We start from the raw sequence: 18,799 nt of genomic DNA, 5'->3' as shown, positions 1-18,799 counted from the left end.
AATTATAAGAAAGTATAAGTTTCACGTTATACTTAAACCTTATAATTCTCGCACAAACGCTTAACGTCTTTTAGAGACGCCAAAGGCGTTTAGCTTGCTATCGTATGGAGAGAGAACATTCAGACAACAATTATAATATATTAATCTAGTTTAGACGATAGAGGGGAGACGGGCAAATGAGTGATATTGTCGTCAGTACGAAGACTTTTGAATTGGAGTCCGAGTATACACCCCAGGGCGATCAGCCTCATGCCATAGAGGAATTACTACAAGGCATCCGGCAGGGCAAGAAGCACCAGACGCTGCTGGGCGCGACGGGTACGGGGAAGACGTTTACCGTTGCACAAGTTATTTCCAAATTAAACCGCCCGACATTAGTTATTGCGCACAACAAGACTTTGGCTGCCCAACTGGCGAGTGAGTTTAAGGAGTTTTTTCCGCATAATTCGGTAGACTATTTCGTCAGCTACTACGACTATTACCAACCAGAGGCGTATATTCCCTCCTCCGATACTTATATCGAGAAAGACTCCAGTATTAATGAAGAGATTGATAAATTGCGCCACTCCGCAACGAGCTCCTTGTTCGAACGGCGTGACGTTATTATTGTGGCGAGTGTGTCTTGTATTTACGGCCTCGGTTCGCCGATGGAATATGGAAGCTTGCTTTTGTCATTGCGGGTTGGGATGGAGAAGCCTCGAAATGAGATTTTGAGCAGGCTAGTGGATATCCAGTACCAGCGTAATGATATCAATTTTGTACGCGGAACCTTCCGTGTACGTGGTGATGTGGTTGAGATTTTCCCGGCATCTCAGGGTGAGCATGCCATTCGGGTCGAATTGTTCGGTGATGAAATTGAGCGAATCACTGAGATTGATGTGCTGACGGGTGAACTGATCGGGGAACGCGATCATGTCGCTATTTTTCCGGCGTCTCACTTTGTTACCAAAGAAGAAACAATGCGTGTAGCACTGGTCAACATTGAAAAAGAGTTGGAAGACCGCTTAACGGTTCTTCGTGACGCAGGAAAGCTTCTTGAAGCTCAACGTCTGGAACAGCGGACACGTTATGATATTGAAATGATGAAGGAAGTGGGCTTCTGCTCAGGGATTGAGAACTATTCCGGACCACTCACCTTCCGTGAACCAGGGGCAACCCCATATACATTAATGGATTATTTTCCGGATGATATGCTGATCATTATTGATGAGTCCCATGTTACACTTCCGCAGATTCGGGCGATGTATAACGGTGACCGGGCGCGTAAGACAGTACTGGTAGAGCATGGTTTCCGTTTGCCGTCTGCGCTCGATAACCGTCCACTTCAGTTTGAGGAATTCGAAGAAAAGGTGAAGCAGATCGTATATGTTTCTGCGACACCGGGACCTTATGAAATGGAGCACTGTGACACCATGGTGCAGCAGATTATTCGGCCTACAGGTCTTTTAGATCCGATCATTGAGGTTCGTCCTACAGAGGGACAAATCGATGACTTGATTAGTGAGATTCGTGATCGGGTAGAACGAGACGAACGCGTCCTCGTCACAACGTTGACGAAGAAGATGTCGGAAGATCTGACAGATTACTTTAAGGAAATTGGGATTAAGGTTCGGTATATGCACTCTGATATCAAAACACTGGAACGGATGGCGATCTTGCGGGATCTTCGTCTGGGTACTTTCCATGTTTTAGTAGGGATTAACCTGCTAAGAGAAGGTCTCGATCTACCGGAAGTATCGCTGGTCGCTATACTCGATGCCGATAAAGAGGGCTTCCTTCGTTCCGAGCGTTCGCTAATTCAGACGATTGGCCGTGCGGCCCGTAACTCCGAGGGGCGTGTCATTATGTACGGTGATCGGATCACGGATTCGATGGAGAAAGCGATGAGCGAAACATCGCGTCGCCGCGCCATCCAGATCGCCCATAATGAGAAACATGGCATTACCCCAACCACCATTAATAAAAAGGTGCGTGACATCATCGAGGCAACGAAGGTTGCTGAGACTAAAGCGGATTACCTCACGGGTGTTGGTGGCAAGATGAATAAGAAAGAGAAACAAAGCCTGATCCAGCGTCTGGAAGCCGAGATGAAGGACGCAGCGAAGAACTTGCAATTTGAGCGCGCGGCAGAGCTGCGTGACGCATTGTTGGAGCTTCGGGCCGAGTAATAAACCTTAAATGCATCACCGATATTTAAAATATGTAAATGAACGGTGCTGTCCAGGCCGTTCTTTTTGAATAAATAGATGGACACGCATCCCGCAGGGACAGCTTAGCACTTACGTGTATTACGTAGGGAGAGTGCTCCGCAATGCTCTTAGCACTTACGCGTATCCCGCAGGGACAGCGCCCTGCAACGTTATAGCAGTTGCGGTAATCTTGCACTTCCCGCACTTAGCAAGTGTGCGCCTAACGTCCAAGCGGTCCCGTAGGGATAAGCGCTCCAAGCAGCACTGTCACTAAGTCCCGTCCTACCAACCTCCTTCGCCAATAAATGCGGGTGTCCAGAGGGTGCAACCCTTGGGGCCCTCCCTTGGAAGGGAGGGTTTGGGAGGGATCGAAAACGCTTTTGATAAAGCTTTGATATTTGATATTTGATTCATTAAGGAGAGGTTCCGTTGGCGAACGAAAATATTGTAATTAAAGGCGCGAGGGCGCACAATCTCAAAAACATCGATGTGACGATTCCACGTGACCGTTTCGTCGTGCTGACGGGACTGAGCGGCTCAGGTAAATCGTCGCTTGCATTTGATACGATTTATGCTGAAGGACAGCGGCGTTATGTTGAATCTTTGTCCGCTTATGCTCGTCAGTTCTTGGGGCAAATGGAGAAGCCGGATGTGGATTCGATAGACGGATTATCCCCGGCAATCTCTATTGATCAGAAGACAACAAGTCGCAACCCTCGTTCCACAGTAGGTACGGTAACTGAGATCTATGACTATTTACGGCTGCTTTTCGCACGGATCGGTCACCCTCATTGTCCAGAGCATGGAATTGAGATTACTTCCCAGACCGTTGAACAAATGGTAGACCGGATTATGCAGTATCCAGAGAAGACTCGTTTGCAAATCCTAGCGCCTATTATTTCAGGACGTAAAGGGGAACACAAAGGACTCTTCACAGACATTTCTAAGCAAGGGTTCGTACGTGTGCGTGTGGACGGTGAGCTAAGAGATCTGTCTGAGGATATTGAACTTGAGAAGAATAAAAAACACACTATAGAAGTTGTTGTAGACCGGATCGTCGTTAAAGACGATGTGGAGACCCGGCTGACGGATTCACTGGAGACGGCACTTAAACTTTCGGGCGGTAAAATCCTTGTGGATATCATCGGTCAGGAAGAGCTGCTGTTCAGCTCTAACTTCGCTTGTCCGATTTGTGGTTTTAGTATTGAAGAGTTGGCACCACGGATGTTCTCTTTCAACAGTCCATTCGGAGCCTGCACAGAGTGCGATGGACTTGGCATGAAGATGGTGGTCGATCCAGACCTGCTTATTCCTGATGCTGAGAAATCCATTGAAGAGGGCGCTTTTTTAGCTTGGACAGGAAGTACCTCCAATTACTATCCGCAATTTTTGAAATCCGTGTGTGAACACTTTAATATTCCACAGAACGTTCCAGTGAGCAGTTTAACACCTGATCATATGAACAAACTACTAAATGGTACAGGCAGTGAGAAGGTTCGCTTCAAATATGAGAATGATTTTGGACAAAAGAAAGATGCGATGGTTGCTTTTGAAGGGATTATTCCTAACCTTGAGCGGCGTTATCGTGAAACTGCTTCGGATGGTATTCGTGAATTTATCGAAGGATTCATGAGTGCAAAGCCTTGTCATGTATGTAAAGGCAAACGTCTGAAGAAAGAAATTTTGGCGGTGACGATCAACGAACAAAATATTTCGGACATTACCGATCTCTCGATTGGTGACTGTCAGCATTGGTTTGAAGAGATAAAATTGAGCGAAAAAGAAACAGCCATCGCCAATCTCATTTTAAAAGAGATTTGTAATCGGCTTGGATTCCTTGTAAATGTAGGCTTGGACTATTTGACGCTTAGCCGTGCAGCAGGCTCACTGTCTGGTGGGGAAGCACAGCGTATCCGGTTGGCCACTCAGATTGGTTCGAGCTTGATGGGTGTGTTGTACATTCTGGATGAGCCAAGTATTGGCCTGCATCAGCGGGATAATGATCGCCTCATCTCGACCCTTGCGCATATGCGTGACTTAGGGAATACGCTGATTGTTGTTGAGCATGATGAAGACACGATGATGGCAGCGGATTATATTATTGATATCGGACCAGGTGCGGGTATCCACGGTGGACAAGTTATGGCGCAAGGAACACCGGAAGAAATTATGAAGGATCCGAATTCCTTAACGGGTGATTATTTAAGTGGTCGTAAATTTATTCCGGTAACCGCTAAGCGTCGTGCTACTGATGATCGATGGATAGAAATCCGTGGGGCTAAGGAGAATAACCTGAAAAATGTGAATGTGAAGATTCCATTAGGTGTGTTTACAGCGGTGACAGGTGTTTCTGGTTCCGGTAAATCGTCGCTTATTAACGAGATTCTTTATAAGAGCTTGGCACGGCAACTGAATAAGGCTGTGAAGGTACGTCCGGGTCAGCACAAAGAAATTCGCGGCTTGGAAAATCTCGATAAAGTAATTGAAATCGACCAATCACCAATCGGGCGTACACCACGTTCTAACCCAGCAACCTATACGGGTGTATTTGACGACATTCGTGATCTGTTCTCGAAGACGAATGAGGCAAAGGTACGCGGGTTCCAAAAGGGACGCTTTAGCTTTAACGTAAAGGGCGGACGCTGTGAAGCTTGCCGCGGGGACGGAATTATCAAGATTGAGATGCACTTCTTGCCGGATGTCTATGTTCCTTGCGAAGTATGTAAGGGCAAGCGTTATAACCGGGAAACTCTGGAAGTGAAGTATAAAGGGAAAAACATCTCTGATGTACTGGAGATGACGGTAGAGGATGCTACAGAATTCTTCGTGAATATCCCTCGTATCCATCGTAAAATGCAAACACTGATGGATGTTGGTCTTGGTTACATCAAGATTGGTCAGCCAGGTACCACATTATCCGGTGGTGAAGCGCAGCGCGTGAAATTGGCTTCCGAGCTATACCGCCGTAGTACCGGAAAGACCCTTTATATTTTGGATGAGCCGACAACAGGTCTGCATGTGGATGACATTGGTCGTTTACTTGAAGTGTTGCATCGCTTGGTGGATTCCGGAGAATCAGTTCTCGTCATTGAGCATAATTTGGACGTTATTAAAACCGCGGACTATCTCATCGATATGGGACCAGAGGGCGGCAGTGGCGGCGGAACTGTGCTGGCAACAGGAACACCAGAGAAGCTCATTACCGTTACGGAGTCTTACACAGGTAAGTATCTGAAGCCGGTTCTGATTCGTGATACAGAGCGTACCAAAGCCCTTATGCTTGAGACGGCAGAAACCATCTAAGCTATAAATAGCTGGATAGTATAACTACTAAATGATAAAGGTCACGGCAATTTGCCGTGACCTTTTTGTTTGTTGTCCGTCCGAAATCATTATTTTGTGAAAACAATTGATAGGTAAAATGCTAGTAGTCACCTGTAAATTAGAGCCATTATCCGTTCTGATGTGAGTGTTCTAGTAAACGTTATATGACTCCTATAAAAAGAAAACAAAATCATAGATGAGATAGGCATAAGTAGGGCATGTCCGTCGTAAGATTTAATGAGTAGTATGCTGTTGCTATTGGTATGCTTAATGGGTAATAGGATGCAATAGGCGAGTAATAGGAGAGCAATAGGCGCAATGGTTCCTTGAAAAATTAATAACTAATTGTTATAGACTTAACTCTATCAAACGAATGTTTTATTAGATTAGGGAAAACCTCCCTAAAAATCTGAGTTTCTAGATCATAAAAGATGAAACCCGGTAAAAACTCCCTAATTATCAGGAAGTTTAAATCATTTAGCAGGATTTCTAATGATTTTTAAGGAGAAATTCCCTAAAAACCTCAAATTGATCTGATAATCGTACGATTTTAGGGAGGGTTTCCCTAATTCTTGAAAAACGTAAGATTTGAACGCAAGTGTGAAGTTCTATCTCTGAATTTTAAACTGAACTCCAAATTGATTCCTCAGTACTTTAAAAAGTACCTTCAAAGCACTAACTGGTTTCCTCTTTGAACCTTCACGACGCATACTATCTCTGGTTAGATTCACCTACTTTTTTTGATCGAAAGCTAAACGTCAGTGACCAATATCATCATTTTTGCGGATTTTGCAGGGATAAAATATATTTTTTGCGACAAATACATAATTTTTCTACAAAACCTATTGCATCGCCCAAATGGTAGCGATAACATAGAAGAGGATATGGGGAATACTGGATCTTGCTTGACAACATTTTTGAGGAGGTAAGGTAATGCTACTTGCAGAAGTTGCCGCGCAAGGACCGTCTAAATTTCATACCTTTGATGTTTTTATGATTTTATTCACGATCCTAATTTTGGTTGGAGTCGTTCGGTTACTGAGAGCTCCCCAGAAGAACAAGTTCGCCATTGCTTTCGGAGCGGTTAGTTTGTTGGTTTTTATAATCTCTGATTATGCCATGGTGATGCATTGGTTAAGTTAACGAAAGAATTAAATTGAACAGCTTTGCACCAAAAGACTCCTTTAACGCCGTGGGCGCATTGAAGGTGTCTTTTTTCAAATTATATAATGTAAAATTTATCCATGTGCAGAGAGAGGGTCTGGTGAAGGTTGATGAGGATTGGGGAGAAGCTGGTGAAGAAAGGATTGGGCCTGATGTTATGTGGTGTGTTGCTGTCAGGAGTATGGAGTGAGTCAGTTTATGCATTTGGTAGTACGACTAAGAAGATTAGCACGGCGACGACAACCCAGAAAAACAAAATCAAAAATTCTACACCAGTTGAAGACCCTGTCCCAGGGATTATTAAAAGTATCACCCCTTCCGTAGTGGGCATTATCGGCAAAGACGATAGTGGCGGGAATAGCGGACCGGATGACCGGTACAATCTGACGCATGGCTCTGGCATTATTGTGAAGTCGAACGGATGGATCGTAACCAATGCACATGTCATCAAGGATCTGCAGAATGCCTTGGTAGTGACGTCAGACTCCAAAACCTACAGCATTAAAGAAACATATCTCGATGAAGTTAGTGATCTGGCCCTGATCAAAATCAATGCAACCTCCCTTAAACCTGCAAAGTTTATTCCATCGACCGGTAAAACCGTTGTTGGTGAGAAGGTAGTGGCCATCGGAACACCGATTAGCTTTTCTCTAAGGAATTCAGCGACGGTAGGGGTTATAAGTGGCCTTAACCGTGAAGTAGCTGCGGCTTATCGCCTGATCCAAAGTGATACAGCAATTAATCCCGGAAATAGTGGGGGTCCGCTAGTGAATATGAAGGGCGAAGTGCTGGGAATAAACAGCCTGAAATACTCAGCGGTGGGTGTGGAGAATATGGGCTTCTCTATACCGGCGGATACCGTGCAGTATATTATGAACCAGCTTTTTAAGTACGGTGAAGTAAAACACCCGAGTCTTGGACTGGAGTTAGAGCCGAGTTGGTCCTCGATTGTGGGCTTGCCAACGCTTGATCCACTTACCGTAACAAAAGTGATATCTGCTGAAGCACGTAAGGCGGGTGTTGCCGAAGACGATGTCTTGTACAGCATTGACGGCCACCGTGTGGTCTCACTAGTTGATATTAATGAATTGTTCAAAAGCTATTCTCCGGGTAAGACGGTACGATTGGTTATGCAAAGTGATGGGGATATTGTCGTCCGCAAGGTCGTACTCACTCAGGGTGATCCCCTGTTAAGTGAAGACAGTTCTGGAACAGATGGGGACGAGCATACGGAAGAGTGATCAGGAAACTTGAGAGGGGGACGGTAAATGGGCTTTAAAGTTTTAACACAAGGATTGTGTGCGATGCTGGCTTTATTATTGCTATTTTTTATATTACCGATACAAACCGCACGGGCAGCAGAAACAGAGAAGCTACAGCTGAGTCTTAAAGTTGGCAGTACTTCAGCTACGGTGAATGGCAAGAAGGTGACTATCGAGCGGCCTTATATGGAGAACGGAACGGTTATGGTACCGCTCGGGGTTTTTAAAAAGACATTTGGCAGCAAGGTTTCCTTAGAAGGAAATGATATAGTGAAAGTAACGTACGGCTCTCATACAGGGTTAATGATGATTGGTAGTATTAGTGCCTGGAAGGATGCGACTAAAGTTAAACTCACCTCCGCTCCTCGGATGGTTTCAGGTGTGTTGATGGTGCCGCTGCGTTTTGTGGCCAGCATCCTGGGTGCAACTCTTTCCCAAGGTAACGGTGGAGAACTCGTCATTACCTTAGTTCCTGCAGATAATGAAGGCGATGTGCCAGTGGATACTGGTATTGATAGCGATGTGGGGAAGACGCAAATTGGGAACAGCTATTTTCGATGGACACTAAATTATCCGTCTGGATTGATTGCTGGAAATAGCGGTGGTGATGAGAGTGTGGCTGCTTTCTCCAGTACGGACAATCTTTATTATTTGGAGATTCATGCAAGTGATCAGGCAGTTGCTGTTGATGCAGACGGGTTATTAGAACAACTAGTCCGGGAAGTCGAGTTAGGCGGTGAGCTGATATTAGATCAGGAGTCGTTTCCGAAAGCCTCTGTACCCTATGCACGATTGGTCAGTAAAGATTCCAGCGGAGCACTCTGGGAAAGCAGGCTGATCTATGCTGAAGGTAGACTTTACGAGATGTATTTGACCGATGAAAAAGCCACTCATTATAAAGACTTAGCCAAATATGCAGGATTGCTGGGCTCTTTTCGACCCTCTTTTGACACTAAGGATAACAAAATCCGTGATCTCTCTACCGTAAAGAATGGCTTAAGTGAAGCCTATAATGAGGACTATGGCATCTCACTACAGGTTCCTGCTGCTTGGACTAAGGATGACCAGCATTTCTATTATGAAAGCAAACAAGGAAGTCATTTGACTGTGGCGATTACATCGGCGCCTGCTGGTTCTACACTAGAGAGCTGGGCTGAAGAGTTGAAGACAAAAACGCAAGAAAACTTTGTATCGGACGCTTATGTTTTTAAGGATAGCATGAAGTCTGAAATCTCCGGCGTACCTGCGCAAATAAGTGAGACACAGCTGAATTTTGGAAACGGTTGGACGACAGAATATCAGGCACTCGTGCTCAAGAACGGGTATCGGTATTATTTTGAATATGTGACACCTGCTGGACAAGAAGAAGATAAGGCCAAGTTTAAAGCCATTATATCCTCGATTGATATTAATTTTGATCACATGAAGGAGAACTTCGGCCGAATCGCTAGTGATGATTATAAGATAATCAAGAATAAAACGATAACCAAAGTATCCAAAAACGGCTATGCCATCGACATTCCACGTTTATGGACACCCAATCAAGATGTATTCGAGACACAACTGGTAGAGTATCGGTTCATCGGAGGACGTTTCCAGATCAACTCGAAACCTGAGAGCTCAGTCGATTATGCTGTAAATATGCTCAAAGATTCTTATCAGAATAAAAATAATGATCCTAAAGGTCCTCACATTGAAAGTATAGTGGAGTCTACCTTTGCTGGTGTTCCTGCTACGATCCTTACTGTGCATCAAATCAAGAATGGTGTTCCTCTCCGCAGTAAGCAAGTTGTTTTTGGCAAAAATGAGGTGGTCTACACGATTACTGTTACGCTGAATGATGCCAATGCTACTGCAGAACAGCAAGCTTTGTTGGATAAAACGCTCCAGTCGTTTCAGTTCACGGGGAATGAGTAGTTTAGGGATGTTTGGAGTTCTTTACTAACTAATAGTAGAGTGTAATTCAATTAGACGAGAACGTCCCTGTAGCCAAAATGGCGTGGGGCGTTCTTTTCTTTATATAAATGTTGGTAAACACATGGCGCTGAGATGTGATATTTGATACAATTATCAAGTTAATCAACTAGAAATGACCCGCCACATGGCGGTTTGGGAGGATATAAATGAAAGAGCAACAAATACGCAGAGAAGACGTGGAGCTATTGGCACCTGCAGGTGACTGGGACTGCATGCGTGCGGCGGTAGCGAACGGAGCGGATGCTATCTTTTTTGGCGTAGAGAAGTTTAATGCACGGGCGAGAGCGAACAACTTTCGCATGGACGAGCTGACGGAAATTATGGCGTTTTTGCATAGTTATGGTGTGAAGGGTTTCCTGACCTTTAATATACTGGTTTTTGAAAATGAATTGACGGATGCTAAAGAACTGATTGACGCTTGTGTAGATGCTGGTGTGGACGCAGTGATTGTCCAGGATTTAGGTTTGGTCAAAATGATTCGTGAAATCTCACCAGACTTCCCGATTCATGGATCGACACAGATGACGATTACTTCCCCGGAGGCGGTCGAGTTCACTAAGCCTTTCAGCTTGGAACGTGTGGTACTCGGTCGTGAGAACAATCTGAAGCAAATTAAGACGATTGGGGAACAAGCTCGTCTGCCGATGGAAGTATTTGTGCACGGTGCCTTGTGTGTCTCTTATTCGGGTCAATGTTTGACTTCGGAAATGTGGGGCGGACGTTCCGCGAACCGGGGAGAATGTGCTCAGGCTTGCCGTCTGCCTTATGATCTGATGGTGGATGGCGAAGTTAAACCTATGGGTGATGTGACTTATTTACTCTCCCCTAAGGATTTGGCAGCTATTGATCTTATGCCTGAATTGATCGAGGCGGGCGTAACTTCTTTTAAAATCGAAGGGCGTCTCAAGACCCCAGAATATGTTGCGAATGTAGTTAGTAAGTACCGTAAGGCAATTGATCGGTATTTTGATGGCGATATGTCCAAACCATCGAAGGAAGAAGTTCGTGAACTGCAACAAAGCTTCTCCCGCGGTTTCACGCATGGTTTCCTAGATGGAACGAACAATAAAAAGCTCGTAGACGGCACTTTCCCGAAAAGCCGGGGTGTATATCTCGGAACAGTTGAACAAATTCTTCGTGACGGCGTAGTATGCCGTATTCACGCACCGCTTAAGCGGGGAGACGGAATCGTGTTTGATGCAGGGGATCCGACGAAAAAAGAAGAAGGTGGACGTGTTTACGATCTTCGTCGTAAAGGTGTGAAGCTCGAAGGTGAAGCAGGAGAAGGCTGGATCATCGACATCGTAGCGGGTCGTAATGATGTAGACCTGCGCCGTCTAAATGTTGGTGACCGCATTTGGAAGACGAATGACCCTGCGCTAGACAAGGCGCTACGTCAGACGTATGAGACTGAGAAGCCGTACCGGGTATTTCCGGTACATGTGCGAGTGCAAGGCTGCGTCGGCGAGAAGCTGACCACTTGGTGGACGGACGTTCAGAAGAACGTTACCGTCCGTGTGGACTCGGAGCTCGCGCTGGAAACCGCGCAAAAGCGTCCGATGGATACCGCGCTGCTGGAAGAACAATTCGGCCGCCTGGGCGGGACCGTGTTCCAGCTTGATGCGCTAGAGTCGCATCTGCAAGGCGACGTGATCGTCCCTATGCGCGAGCTGAACAGCATCCGCCGCCAAGCGGTGGAGCTGCTTGCGGGCGAGCGCCCGAAACCGCCCGTGTACGTGAAACGGGCGATCGAGGTCTACGGCGACGCTACCCGCAGGGGCGTCGCTCCGCAGCGCGCTGGTGAAGCGGAGCTCACCGCGCTGTGCCGCAGCCTGCCGCAGGTGCAGGCTGCGCTCGAGGCCGGCGTGAGAAATATCTACGCCGACTTCGAGTTTATCAAGCAGTTCCCGGCAGCGGTAGATGCGGTACGGGCTGCAGGGGCCAGCATCGCGCTGGCCACACCGCGCATTCATATGCCGGGCGAGAACGGCTACCACGCCAATATCCTGCGCTTGCAGCCTGATGCCGTGTTAGTACGCAATACCGGCGCGCTGTATTATTATCTGCGCCGCCGCCAAGAGCAGCCTGATGCCGTGCATCCACGCCTGATCGGCGATTTCTCACTGAATATCGCCAATCATAAGGCAGTAGACCTGTTCCTGGAGGCGGGCTGTGACATGGTAACACCATCCTATGACTTGAACATTCAACAGATGGTTGACCTGCTTGAACACAGCGATACTTCTCGTATGGAGATCGTAATCCATCAGCATTTGCCGATGTTCCACACAGAGCACTGTGTATACTGTACCTTCATGAGTGAAGGCACAGACTTTACGAACTGTGGCCGTCCGTGTGAAGAGCATCGCGCTTCCCTGCAAGACCGTATTGGAATGTCACATCCAGTTCGTGTGGATGAAGGCTGCCGTAATACCGTCTATAACGCGGTTGAACAGTCCGGTGCGGAGTATTTGAACAATTTCCGTGATCTAGGCGTATCCTCGTACCGCGTGGAGTTCCTGGAAGAGACACCAGAGCAAGTGGCTGAAGTAATTAGTCTCTATAGCCGCGCACTGCGTGGAGAGATCTCTGGTACGCAGGTATGGAAGAGCTTGAAGGCTACCAACCAGCTGGGGGTTACACGGGGACAATTGGTTAACGCGAAGTAATAAGGGTTAAAGGAATAGGGCTAGGTGACTACCAGAGGGTCTTCTGGTGTTGCTTGGCCCTTTTTTATAAGGAAGGAAAAATAACAATTACATCCTACTTTTTTGAACGAACAAATCTTGTGTGAAATTTCTAACTCTAGTTAGGAATGAGTATGTGAAAAGTATTGAAAAATATTGCTCACACAAAAACTTGTCGCTACGTTTGAGCATCCTATTACTTTACCTGGATTCTAACATTATTAATAGTTTTGCGTACTACTTAGTTCTTTGATGTTCTTCTGTTTGCCTCATAACTAAAAAGCGCGCCTAGAAAGCTGGTGAGCAGCACAGGACATGCTATATTAGATCTTCGATAAGTTGATTGTTTCTTAAATGCTTGACCATTCCAACAATAATCCACTGCTCCACACCGACCGTTGTTTTTAGTATACTTCTATGAAATTTGAGGTAATCTAACGTAACAAAACTGATACAAAGGTTGTCCCGAGTGGGATGCTTTATCTATAACAGAGGGATTGAGTCTTTCTGGGGAACATTAAAATGTGAGAAGTGTTTCACATACCTACAGAACCATTGATGAACTCCAAAAGAGCATTAATAAGTACATATATTTTTATAATAACGAACAGTTACAGGTAAAACTAATCGGCCTCAGTCCCATGAAATTCAGGAGCAAGGCCGATTAGCTAAGTTTTATTATTTACTATGGTTACTTTACGGGTGTCAGTTCAAAGTGGGACAACCTCATTGTGTTCTAGCATTTTTAATTTTTTTTCGGTCATCGAGTACTAGCTTAGTTATTAAGTAACCGACGGGGAAATTAATGATGGTTGTAAAAATAGGTGAAAGTCCCTTTAATACTTGAACATAGTGAACAAATATAAATGGAACAAAAAATGATACTACCATTTGGGTCAGTAAGACAAAGGGATAAAGTGTGAACTTTTTTATACTCACCGATGTGCGAAATGTAAAGCGGGTATTTAAAAAGAATGATACAACATTAGCAATTATAAAAGCTATTAAATTTGCATAGATATATCCTAATTGAGAATGGAGCAGATAGAACCAAAAGTAATGATGTAAGGTGTTGAAGACGCCTGTAATTGCATAACGAAAATAAGTGGATTCGAATAACTTAGTTTTTTTCACTATACATTGTTCCTCAATAATACCGGGATGTTTTCTTTTTTTGCTGAACTTATATGTGTATTTTTAATAATATAATTTGGACGTGCTTTTACTTCAATGAATATTCTCCCAATGTACTCACCTATGATTCCAAAGAATATTAATTGGATTCCACCAAAAAGTAATAGCAAGGAGACAATTGAGACATATCCACTAACTGCATTTCCAAAAAACAATTTATCAATAATTATATAAAACATGTATATGAAAGATGATATAGCAGTGAAAAAACCAAAATAAGTCGCCCATCTCAATGGAGAAGTTGAAAACGAAACGATCCCGTCTATGGCGTAATGTACAAGTTTAAAGAAACTCCAACTAGTTTCCCCGACTTGTCTCTCAACATTCTCAAACTCAATACACTTTGTGTTAAATCCCGTCCACATGAACAACCCTTTTGCAAAGCGATTACGTTCACGCAATTTTAAAAAACTATCTACGGCTTGTCTATCCATAAGTCGGAAATCGCGTGCTCCATCTACGATCTGAACCTCACTCATTTTATTAATGAGCCTATAAAACATCTTAGCAAACCAACTACGTATAACCGGTTCTCCTGACCTAGTTACTCTTCGGGTGTACACGACCTGAAACCCGTCATACAACCAATTTTTAATCATTTCTGGCAATAAACTTGGAGGGTCCTGGAGATCGACATCCATAATAATAACAGCGTCTCCCAATGCAGATTCTATCCCAGCTAATATAGCCGCTTCTTTCCCAAAGTTGCGGCTAAAATTGATGTACCCAACGTGATTATGCTCTAAACTTAATTGATGGATTTTTTGCTCGGTTTGATCCGAGCTGCCATCATTTACAAAAATAAATTCATAGGAAATTTCCTTAATCATCTTTAAAATGTTATTTACGCTGGAATAAAATAAATCAATTGAGTGTTCTTCGTTGTAACAAGGTACAACTATCGAAATTAGCTTCATAAGGCTGATCCTCTCTTTCTAAGTAAATCAATACATAATGTGAAATCCGTTGGATAGCCACGAAATCAAAAATTGCAATAAATTTAGGACTGGCAAGCAACCCAATAGGACTAGATGATATTTAGTTGTGATCAATTGACGATCTAAAATAAGTTTCGCAGTGATAAGGGTCAGAATAATCGAACTCACCGCTAATACTCGGTTTCCAGATGCGTATATTGTTGGGGAAAAGAACATGACAACAAGAGAAAAAGCCGCCGCGGATAATGCTAGGAAAATGAATATTTTTTGTTGGCTCAATTTAATAATTAGTACGCACAATAATGCGGTGAATATGGTCCAAAATACGTAAGGTATGAGTGCGTAAAGAAAGCCTTTATCGGTTCCGAAGATATGAAAAATGCTATGGAATAAGTTGTATTGTTTTATCGCCTCGAAATTATAAAATATTTCAGTATTATAACCTAAAACCATATTTGAAAATATGATAAAGATAAGCACACCGAATATTTTATATGAATATTTTCTGTTAAAATTAGAATCTCTGTAGCAAGCTATGAACACTATAATTGAGAGTAACATTATTAGGTATTTTAAATCTACAAATAACTTCTGAAAAATCCAAATAATTCCTATATAAAGATGATCTTTTATTGATAATTTATCGAAACCCGGAAACCAAGTGGCAACTTCATTAACGTATCGTGAATGATTACCAGGGGCGAGAAGTAAAATGCAAGTTCCTAGAATCATTATCACCGTGATTATGAGCAGTTTTATATCTTGCGGTTTACGTTTCAGTATTAGAGAGATGTGAAGCAAAATAGAAAAGGCGATCATGCATAGAGCTACTTGTTCGTTTGATATTGAAGCTAGAGATGCGCAAATGACAGTTATAGCAAAATGCTTCATCGAAAATGGTTGCTCATCTCTAAATAACTTGTCTGCATATGGAATCATAGCTAACAACCCCAAAGCAATCGGCCAAAGATAATTTACGGAACCCGTTCCCCAGAAGAAAGCTGAACTCAAGACATTTTTGCTGAAGTAACCCAAGATCAATAGGCTAATTAATAAATCTCGTATTCTAAAATCCTTTATTACTATTCTTACTATCGCGTATGATGACAACATTATGAAAAGAGGATTTAGTAGCTGCCAAACCTCATAATGATTTTTGAACAACATAAACGCTAGTGTATCAGGAAATAAACGTCCCGACCAAGTCTCATAACGCAATCTAATCCAGTCAAAAAAAGGGAATTCCACTGTGGAGAAATACATGTCGTCACCAACAGTTAAAGACATGAAATTATGGTAAGTATATAAGATAATATAGCAAAAAAAGAAAAAATAGGTATTTTTGTTTCTGAATATGTTTAACATTTGATTCTCCTTCAATTGATAATGCCGATCAATACTATTCTACTATAAGCATACCAAATTTGGCGACCAATGTTTTTTCCAAAAGAATAAAATGGATTAGTATACAATAACGCTGGTGACTGCTCAATCAATAGGCATATTATTCATATAAAATGTGCGTTGAATGTTAAGTTCGATAAATGGTGGAATTTAGCGGATGTTATTAATTGCGAAGTACTCACATTATGCGGGAGACGAGCTTCTGGGGAAATAAAAGAAAACTAGACCAGCATAGGTACAGATTAGCCGCCCGCATTATTAATTTCCGTAAATTACCATAAAGCCATAATGTATGCTTTTCAAACAAACCGCTGTCTTGCATCTGTTTCTTTATATTGGAGAGATAATGAGCATTATAAATTCAATAAACAACTTACCATTTAGACTTTTCTCAGAAGAAACCATTGTGCGGCGCACATTTTGAGTTGCTCTACTAAATTCTGCAAAGGTTTATTTCAGCACAACCTTGTTTTGGATAATATCTAACGCAGTGGTTGCATCACCGTTTCATTTATTATCTGGGGAAAATCATCATATTACCGTTTAGCCATAACAACGACTTCTTCATTATCAGTAATCCGATACTAATAGTAAATGTTGAAAGGTCTTGGTTCAGTACGCATCTTGTTTATAAGGACGATGTTCGGTAAAGTTCCACTGGGTCTGCACGATGTGGCATTAAAGCCTATGTTTGTCGTACGGTGTTAAAATAGCAAAATTGATCGTACCTCCATCCAATTCCTTACGGATCAGCGGTAATGGTATCCAGGGCAAAAACAGTAATAAAAGCTCGCGTGTGGATGTTTTCTTCACTTTGTATGCCCCCCATAACTAGTTTTACTTTAAAAAAACGAGTACAGAGAACTCCGTCAGCAGATCGTGATGGTCTTGACATCCAGGTTGCTTCCTGCAAACTTGCGAGAAGGGCTAAAATAAGCAACTATTATCTAATTTTGATCAATGTTAGATATTGAAAGAGTTATTACGAGAGGCAGATATAGTTGACTTAATCTGCTTGTTTAAAAATTCGATTATACAAATAATTCGCAATTTTTATCCCGTTTTTATCAACATACTTATAGATTAAATAAGAACCAATTAACATCAATGGGAGTGATGCAATAAAGCTTATAATAAACGAAGTACTATACGATAGATAGTTAACGAGTTTGATGAACATATAACTTGTAAACGAACCAATAATTATTACATGGAGCAAATACATCGAAAAGGATATCTTACCTAAAAACTCAAAAAATGGTTTGGAGAGAATGTATTGAAGTTTAGTTGAGTTTAATAGTACAACCATTATGAAAAATGCTCCAATTATATGATATATAACTATTGTAGTGAAATTAGTTGCCTCAAAAAATCTGTACACAGAATTGTCTACCGTTGTACCCGTAGGATATGAACCAAAGAGTACTCCAATTCCTATGAAAAATATCTTTAAACTAAATTGTTTAAAGATTCTATTATCAAAATAACCATTGTTTTTCAAATCACTTAATAGCATACCTAAGATGAATCCTAAATAATAGGTGTTAAAAAGTAAAATTATAATGATCATGTAGAACAAAAATCTATTTTTTACTCTACCAAATAACGCCAAAAAACCAAAAACCAAAAATGATCCAAATAACTCATACGTCATCGTCCAGAGAACAGTATTATATTTATCATCATATTTAAAAAAAACACCAAAAAAAATATTTTTTGCTACATCTATGTAACTTGTGTCGAAATTCCAAAAAATCCCTAGCCACCAATTTGATAAGCTCAAAGAACTAGCTTCTTTGTTATAAAATAGAGATAGTTTCATTAATAAAAAGACAATAGAGACTGATGCTATTACTGGGGCTAAAAGCCTGAAATATCTTTTTACAGCACCACTAACAAGATATTCTGAGTTTTTTGTCATGAAATATTTATAACTTAGTACATAACCGCTTAGTATAAAGAATATACACACAGCAAAATTACCATTGTACAGTAAATTAATAGGATTCTTTGCTATAACTATTTCTACTGCATTACCTGTATGGACTTGGTTAATATCTCCATTATATAGTGCGGGATAAAAAGCAACAATAAAATGACTTAATACAACAATAAGTGCTGCTAATCCTCTAAAGCCATCTAAATATTTTAATTTCTGCATAATGTCACTCCTCTTAATAGTAGTATTATGCATTATAATTTAGTGCGAGACAATAAAGGAATGATCCCCCTAAATTTGAACTCTATAACTCTATAACATTGGGGGGGAATAGGTATACAAAGAAGAAAAGTGAGCAAATAAGCAAAACGCTGTGAGATTCTTCAATAAATACCCACCGAATTAATAATTGATAACTATTCCTATGAGGTAAACTAAATTTCAAATAATTAAAGTCAAAGGTAAAGCTCTTTGTGTGCATACTTGAAAATTTCACTATGATCTTTAATTTGAAGCCTGTTTAGCCATTCTTCGTAGTGAGTATATCTTTACCTTCCGTTTAGAGCACTATTTTCCAGTGTGGAATAAGTGTCTAAATTGAAATTGAATTATTCAGAAAGAAAAATTAGCTTTCGCTCTACTTGAGGGAATCAACTTAAGTATCATAATAAACTAGATGCTGTACAGACGTTGCTTTGATTGTTTATCTCGTAGAATTAGT

General features: G+C 42.1%; 12 protein-coding genes. 7 read left to right on the top strand and 5 right to left on the bottom strand.

The genetic code is table 11. The features are described from left to right. Positions 1 to 176 precede the first annotated feature (176 nt). The 7 genes from uvrB (at position 177) to CA598_RS33475 (ending at position 13,271) form a co-directional block, all read left to right on the top strand. Entirely contained in the window at positions 177 to 2,168 is a 1,992-nt protein-coding gene (gene uvrB, locus CA598_RS11040) for an excinuclease ABC subunit UvrB (RefSeq protein ID WP_076286987.1), read from the top strand. A gap of 450 nt (positions 2,169 to 2,618) precedes the next feature. Beyond that, entirely contained in the window at positions 2,619 to 5,492 is a 2,874-nt protein-coding gene (gene uvrA / locus CA598_RS11035) for an excinuclease ABC subunit UvrA (RefSeq protein WP_094876522.1), read from the top strand. Between the two features lie 954 nt (positions 5,493 to 6,446). After that, positions 6,447 to 6,656, top strand: a complete 210-nt coding sequence (locus CA598_RS11030; RefSeq protein WP_042192275.1) for a DUF2759 family protein — start codon at positions 6,447 to 6,449, stop codon at positions 6,654 to 6,656. Positions 6,657 to 6,808: 152 nt separating this feature from the next. After that, positions 6,809 to 7,918: a S1C family serine protease gene (locus CA598_RS11025; RefSeq protein WP_256990462.1), complete on the top strand. Its 1,110-nt coding sequence runs from the start codon at positions 6,809 to 6,811 to the stop codon at positions 7,916 to 7,918. A gap of 27 nt (positions 7,919 to 7,945) precedes the next feature. Further along, the gene (locus tag CA598_RS11020) at positions 7,946 to 9,856 is read left to right on the top strand and encodes a stalk domain-containing protein (protein ID WP_094876521.1); all 1,911 of its coding nucleotides are present in this window, start codon (positions 7,946 to 7,948) and stop codon (positions 9,854 to 9,856) included. 206 nt (positions 9,857 to 10,062) lie between these two features. Beyond that, positions 10,063 to 12,585 (top strand): U32 family peptidase, encoded by a 2,523-nt coding sequence (locus tag CA598_RS11015; protein WP_094870846.1) that lies wholly within the window; start codon positions 10,063 to 10,065, stop codon positions 12,583 to 12,585. Between the two features lie 542 nt (positions 12,586 to 13,127). Then, on the top strand, positions 13,128 to 13,271 hold the full coding sequence (locus CA598_RS33475) for an IS3 family transposase (protein ID WP_094876520.1): 144 nt from the start codon (positions 13,128 to 13,130) through the stop codon (positions 13,269 to 13,271). A gap of 58 nt (positions 13,272 to 13,329) precedes the next feature. Here the strand turns inward: CA598_RS33475 and CA598_RS33470 are convergent, their stop codons facing one another. From CA598_RS33470 to CA598_RS10990, 5 genes are all read right to left on the bottom strand, one after another. Then, positions 13,330 to 13,737, bottom strand: a complete 408-nt coding sequence (locus CA598_RS33470) for a GtrA family protein (RefSeq protein ID WP_179283645.1) — start codon at positions 13,735 to 13,737, stop codon at positions 13,330 to 13,332. After that, positions 13,737 to 14,714 (bottom strand): glycosyltransferase family 2 protein, encoded by a 978-nt coding sequence (locus CA598_RS11000; RefSeq protein ID WP_094876518.1) that lies wholly within the window; start codon positions 14,712 to 14,714, stop codon positions 13,737 to 13,739. Before CA598_RS11000 ends, CA598_RS33470 begins: the two co-directional genes overlap by 1 nt. 27 nt (positions 14,715 to 14,741) lie before the next feature. Next, positions 14,742 to 16,100 (bottom strand): DUF6056 family protein, encoded by a 1,359-nt coding sequence (locus CA598_RS33465; protein ID WP_094876517.1) that lies wholly within the window; start codon positions 16,098 to 16,100, stop codon positions 14,742 to 14,744. Between the two features lie 781 nt (positions 16,101 to 16,881). Continuing rightward, a complete protein-coding gene (locus CA598_RS32265) occupies positions 16,882 to 17,034 on the bottom strand; it encodes a hypothetical protein (RefSeq protein ID WP_179283644.1) in 153 nt (50 codons plus the stop codon). A gap of 111 nt (positions 17,035 to 17,145) precedes the next feature. Next, positions 17,146 to 18,300 (bottom strand): acyltransferase family protein, encoded by a 1,155-nt coding sequence (locus tag CA598_RS10990; RefSeq protein ID WP_179283643.1) that lies wholly within the window; start codon positions 18,298 to 18,300, stop codon positions 17,146 to 17,148. Positions 18,301 to 18,799: the final 499 nt, after the last annotated feature.

Source organism: Paenibacillus sp. VTT E-133291 (assembly GCF_002264395.1).
Classification (GTDB): Bacteria; Bacillota; Bacilli; order Paenibacillales; family Paenibacillaceae; genus Paenibacillus_AQ; species Paenibacillus_AQ nitricinens.
This window is presented reverse-complemented; position numbering and strand designations above follow the sequence as displayed.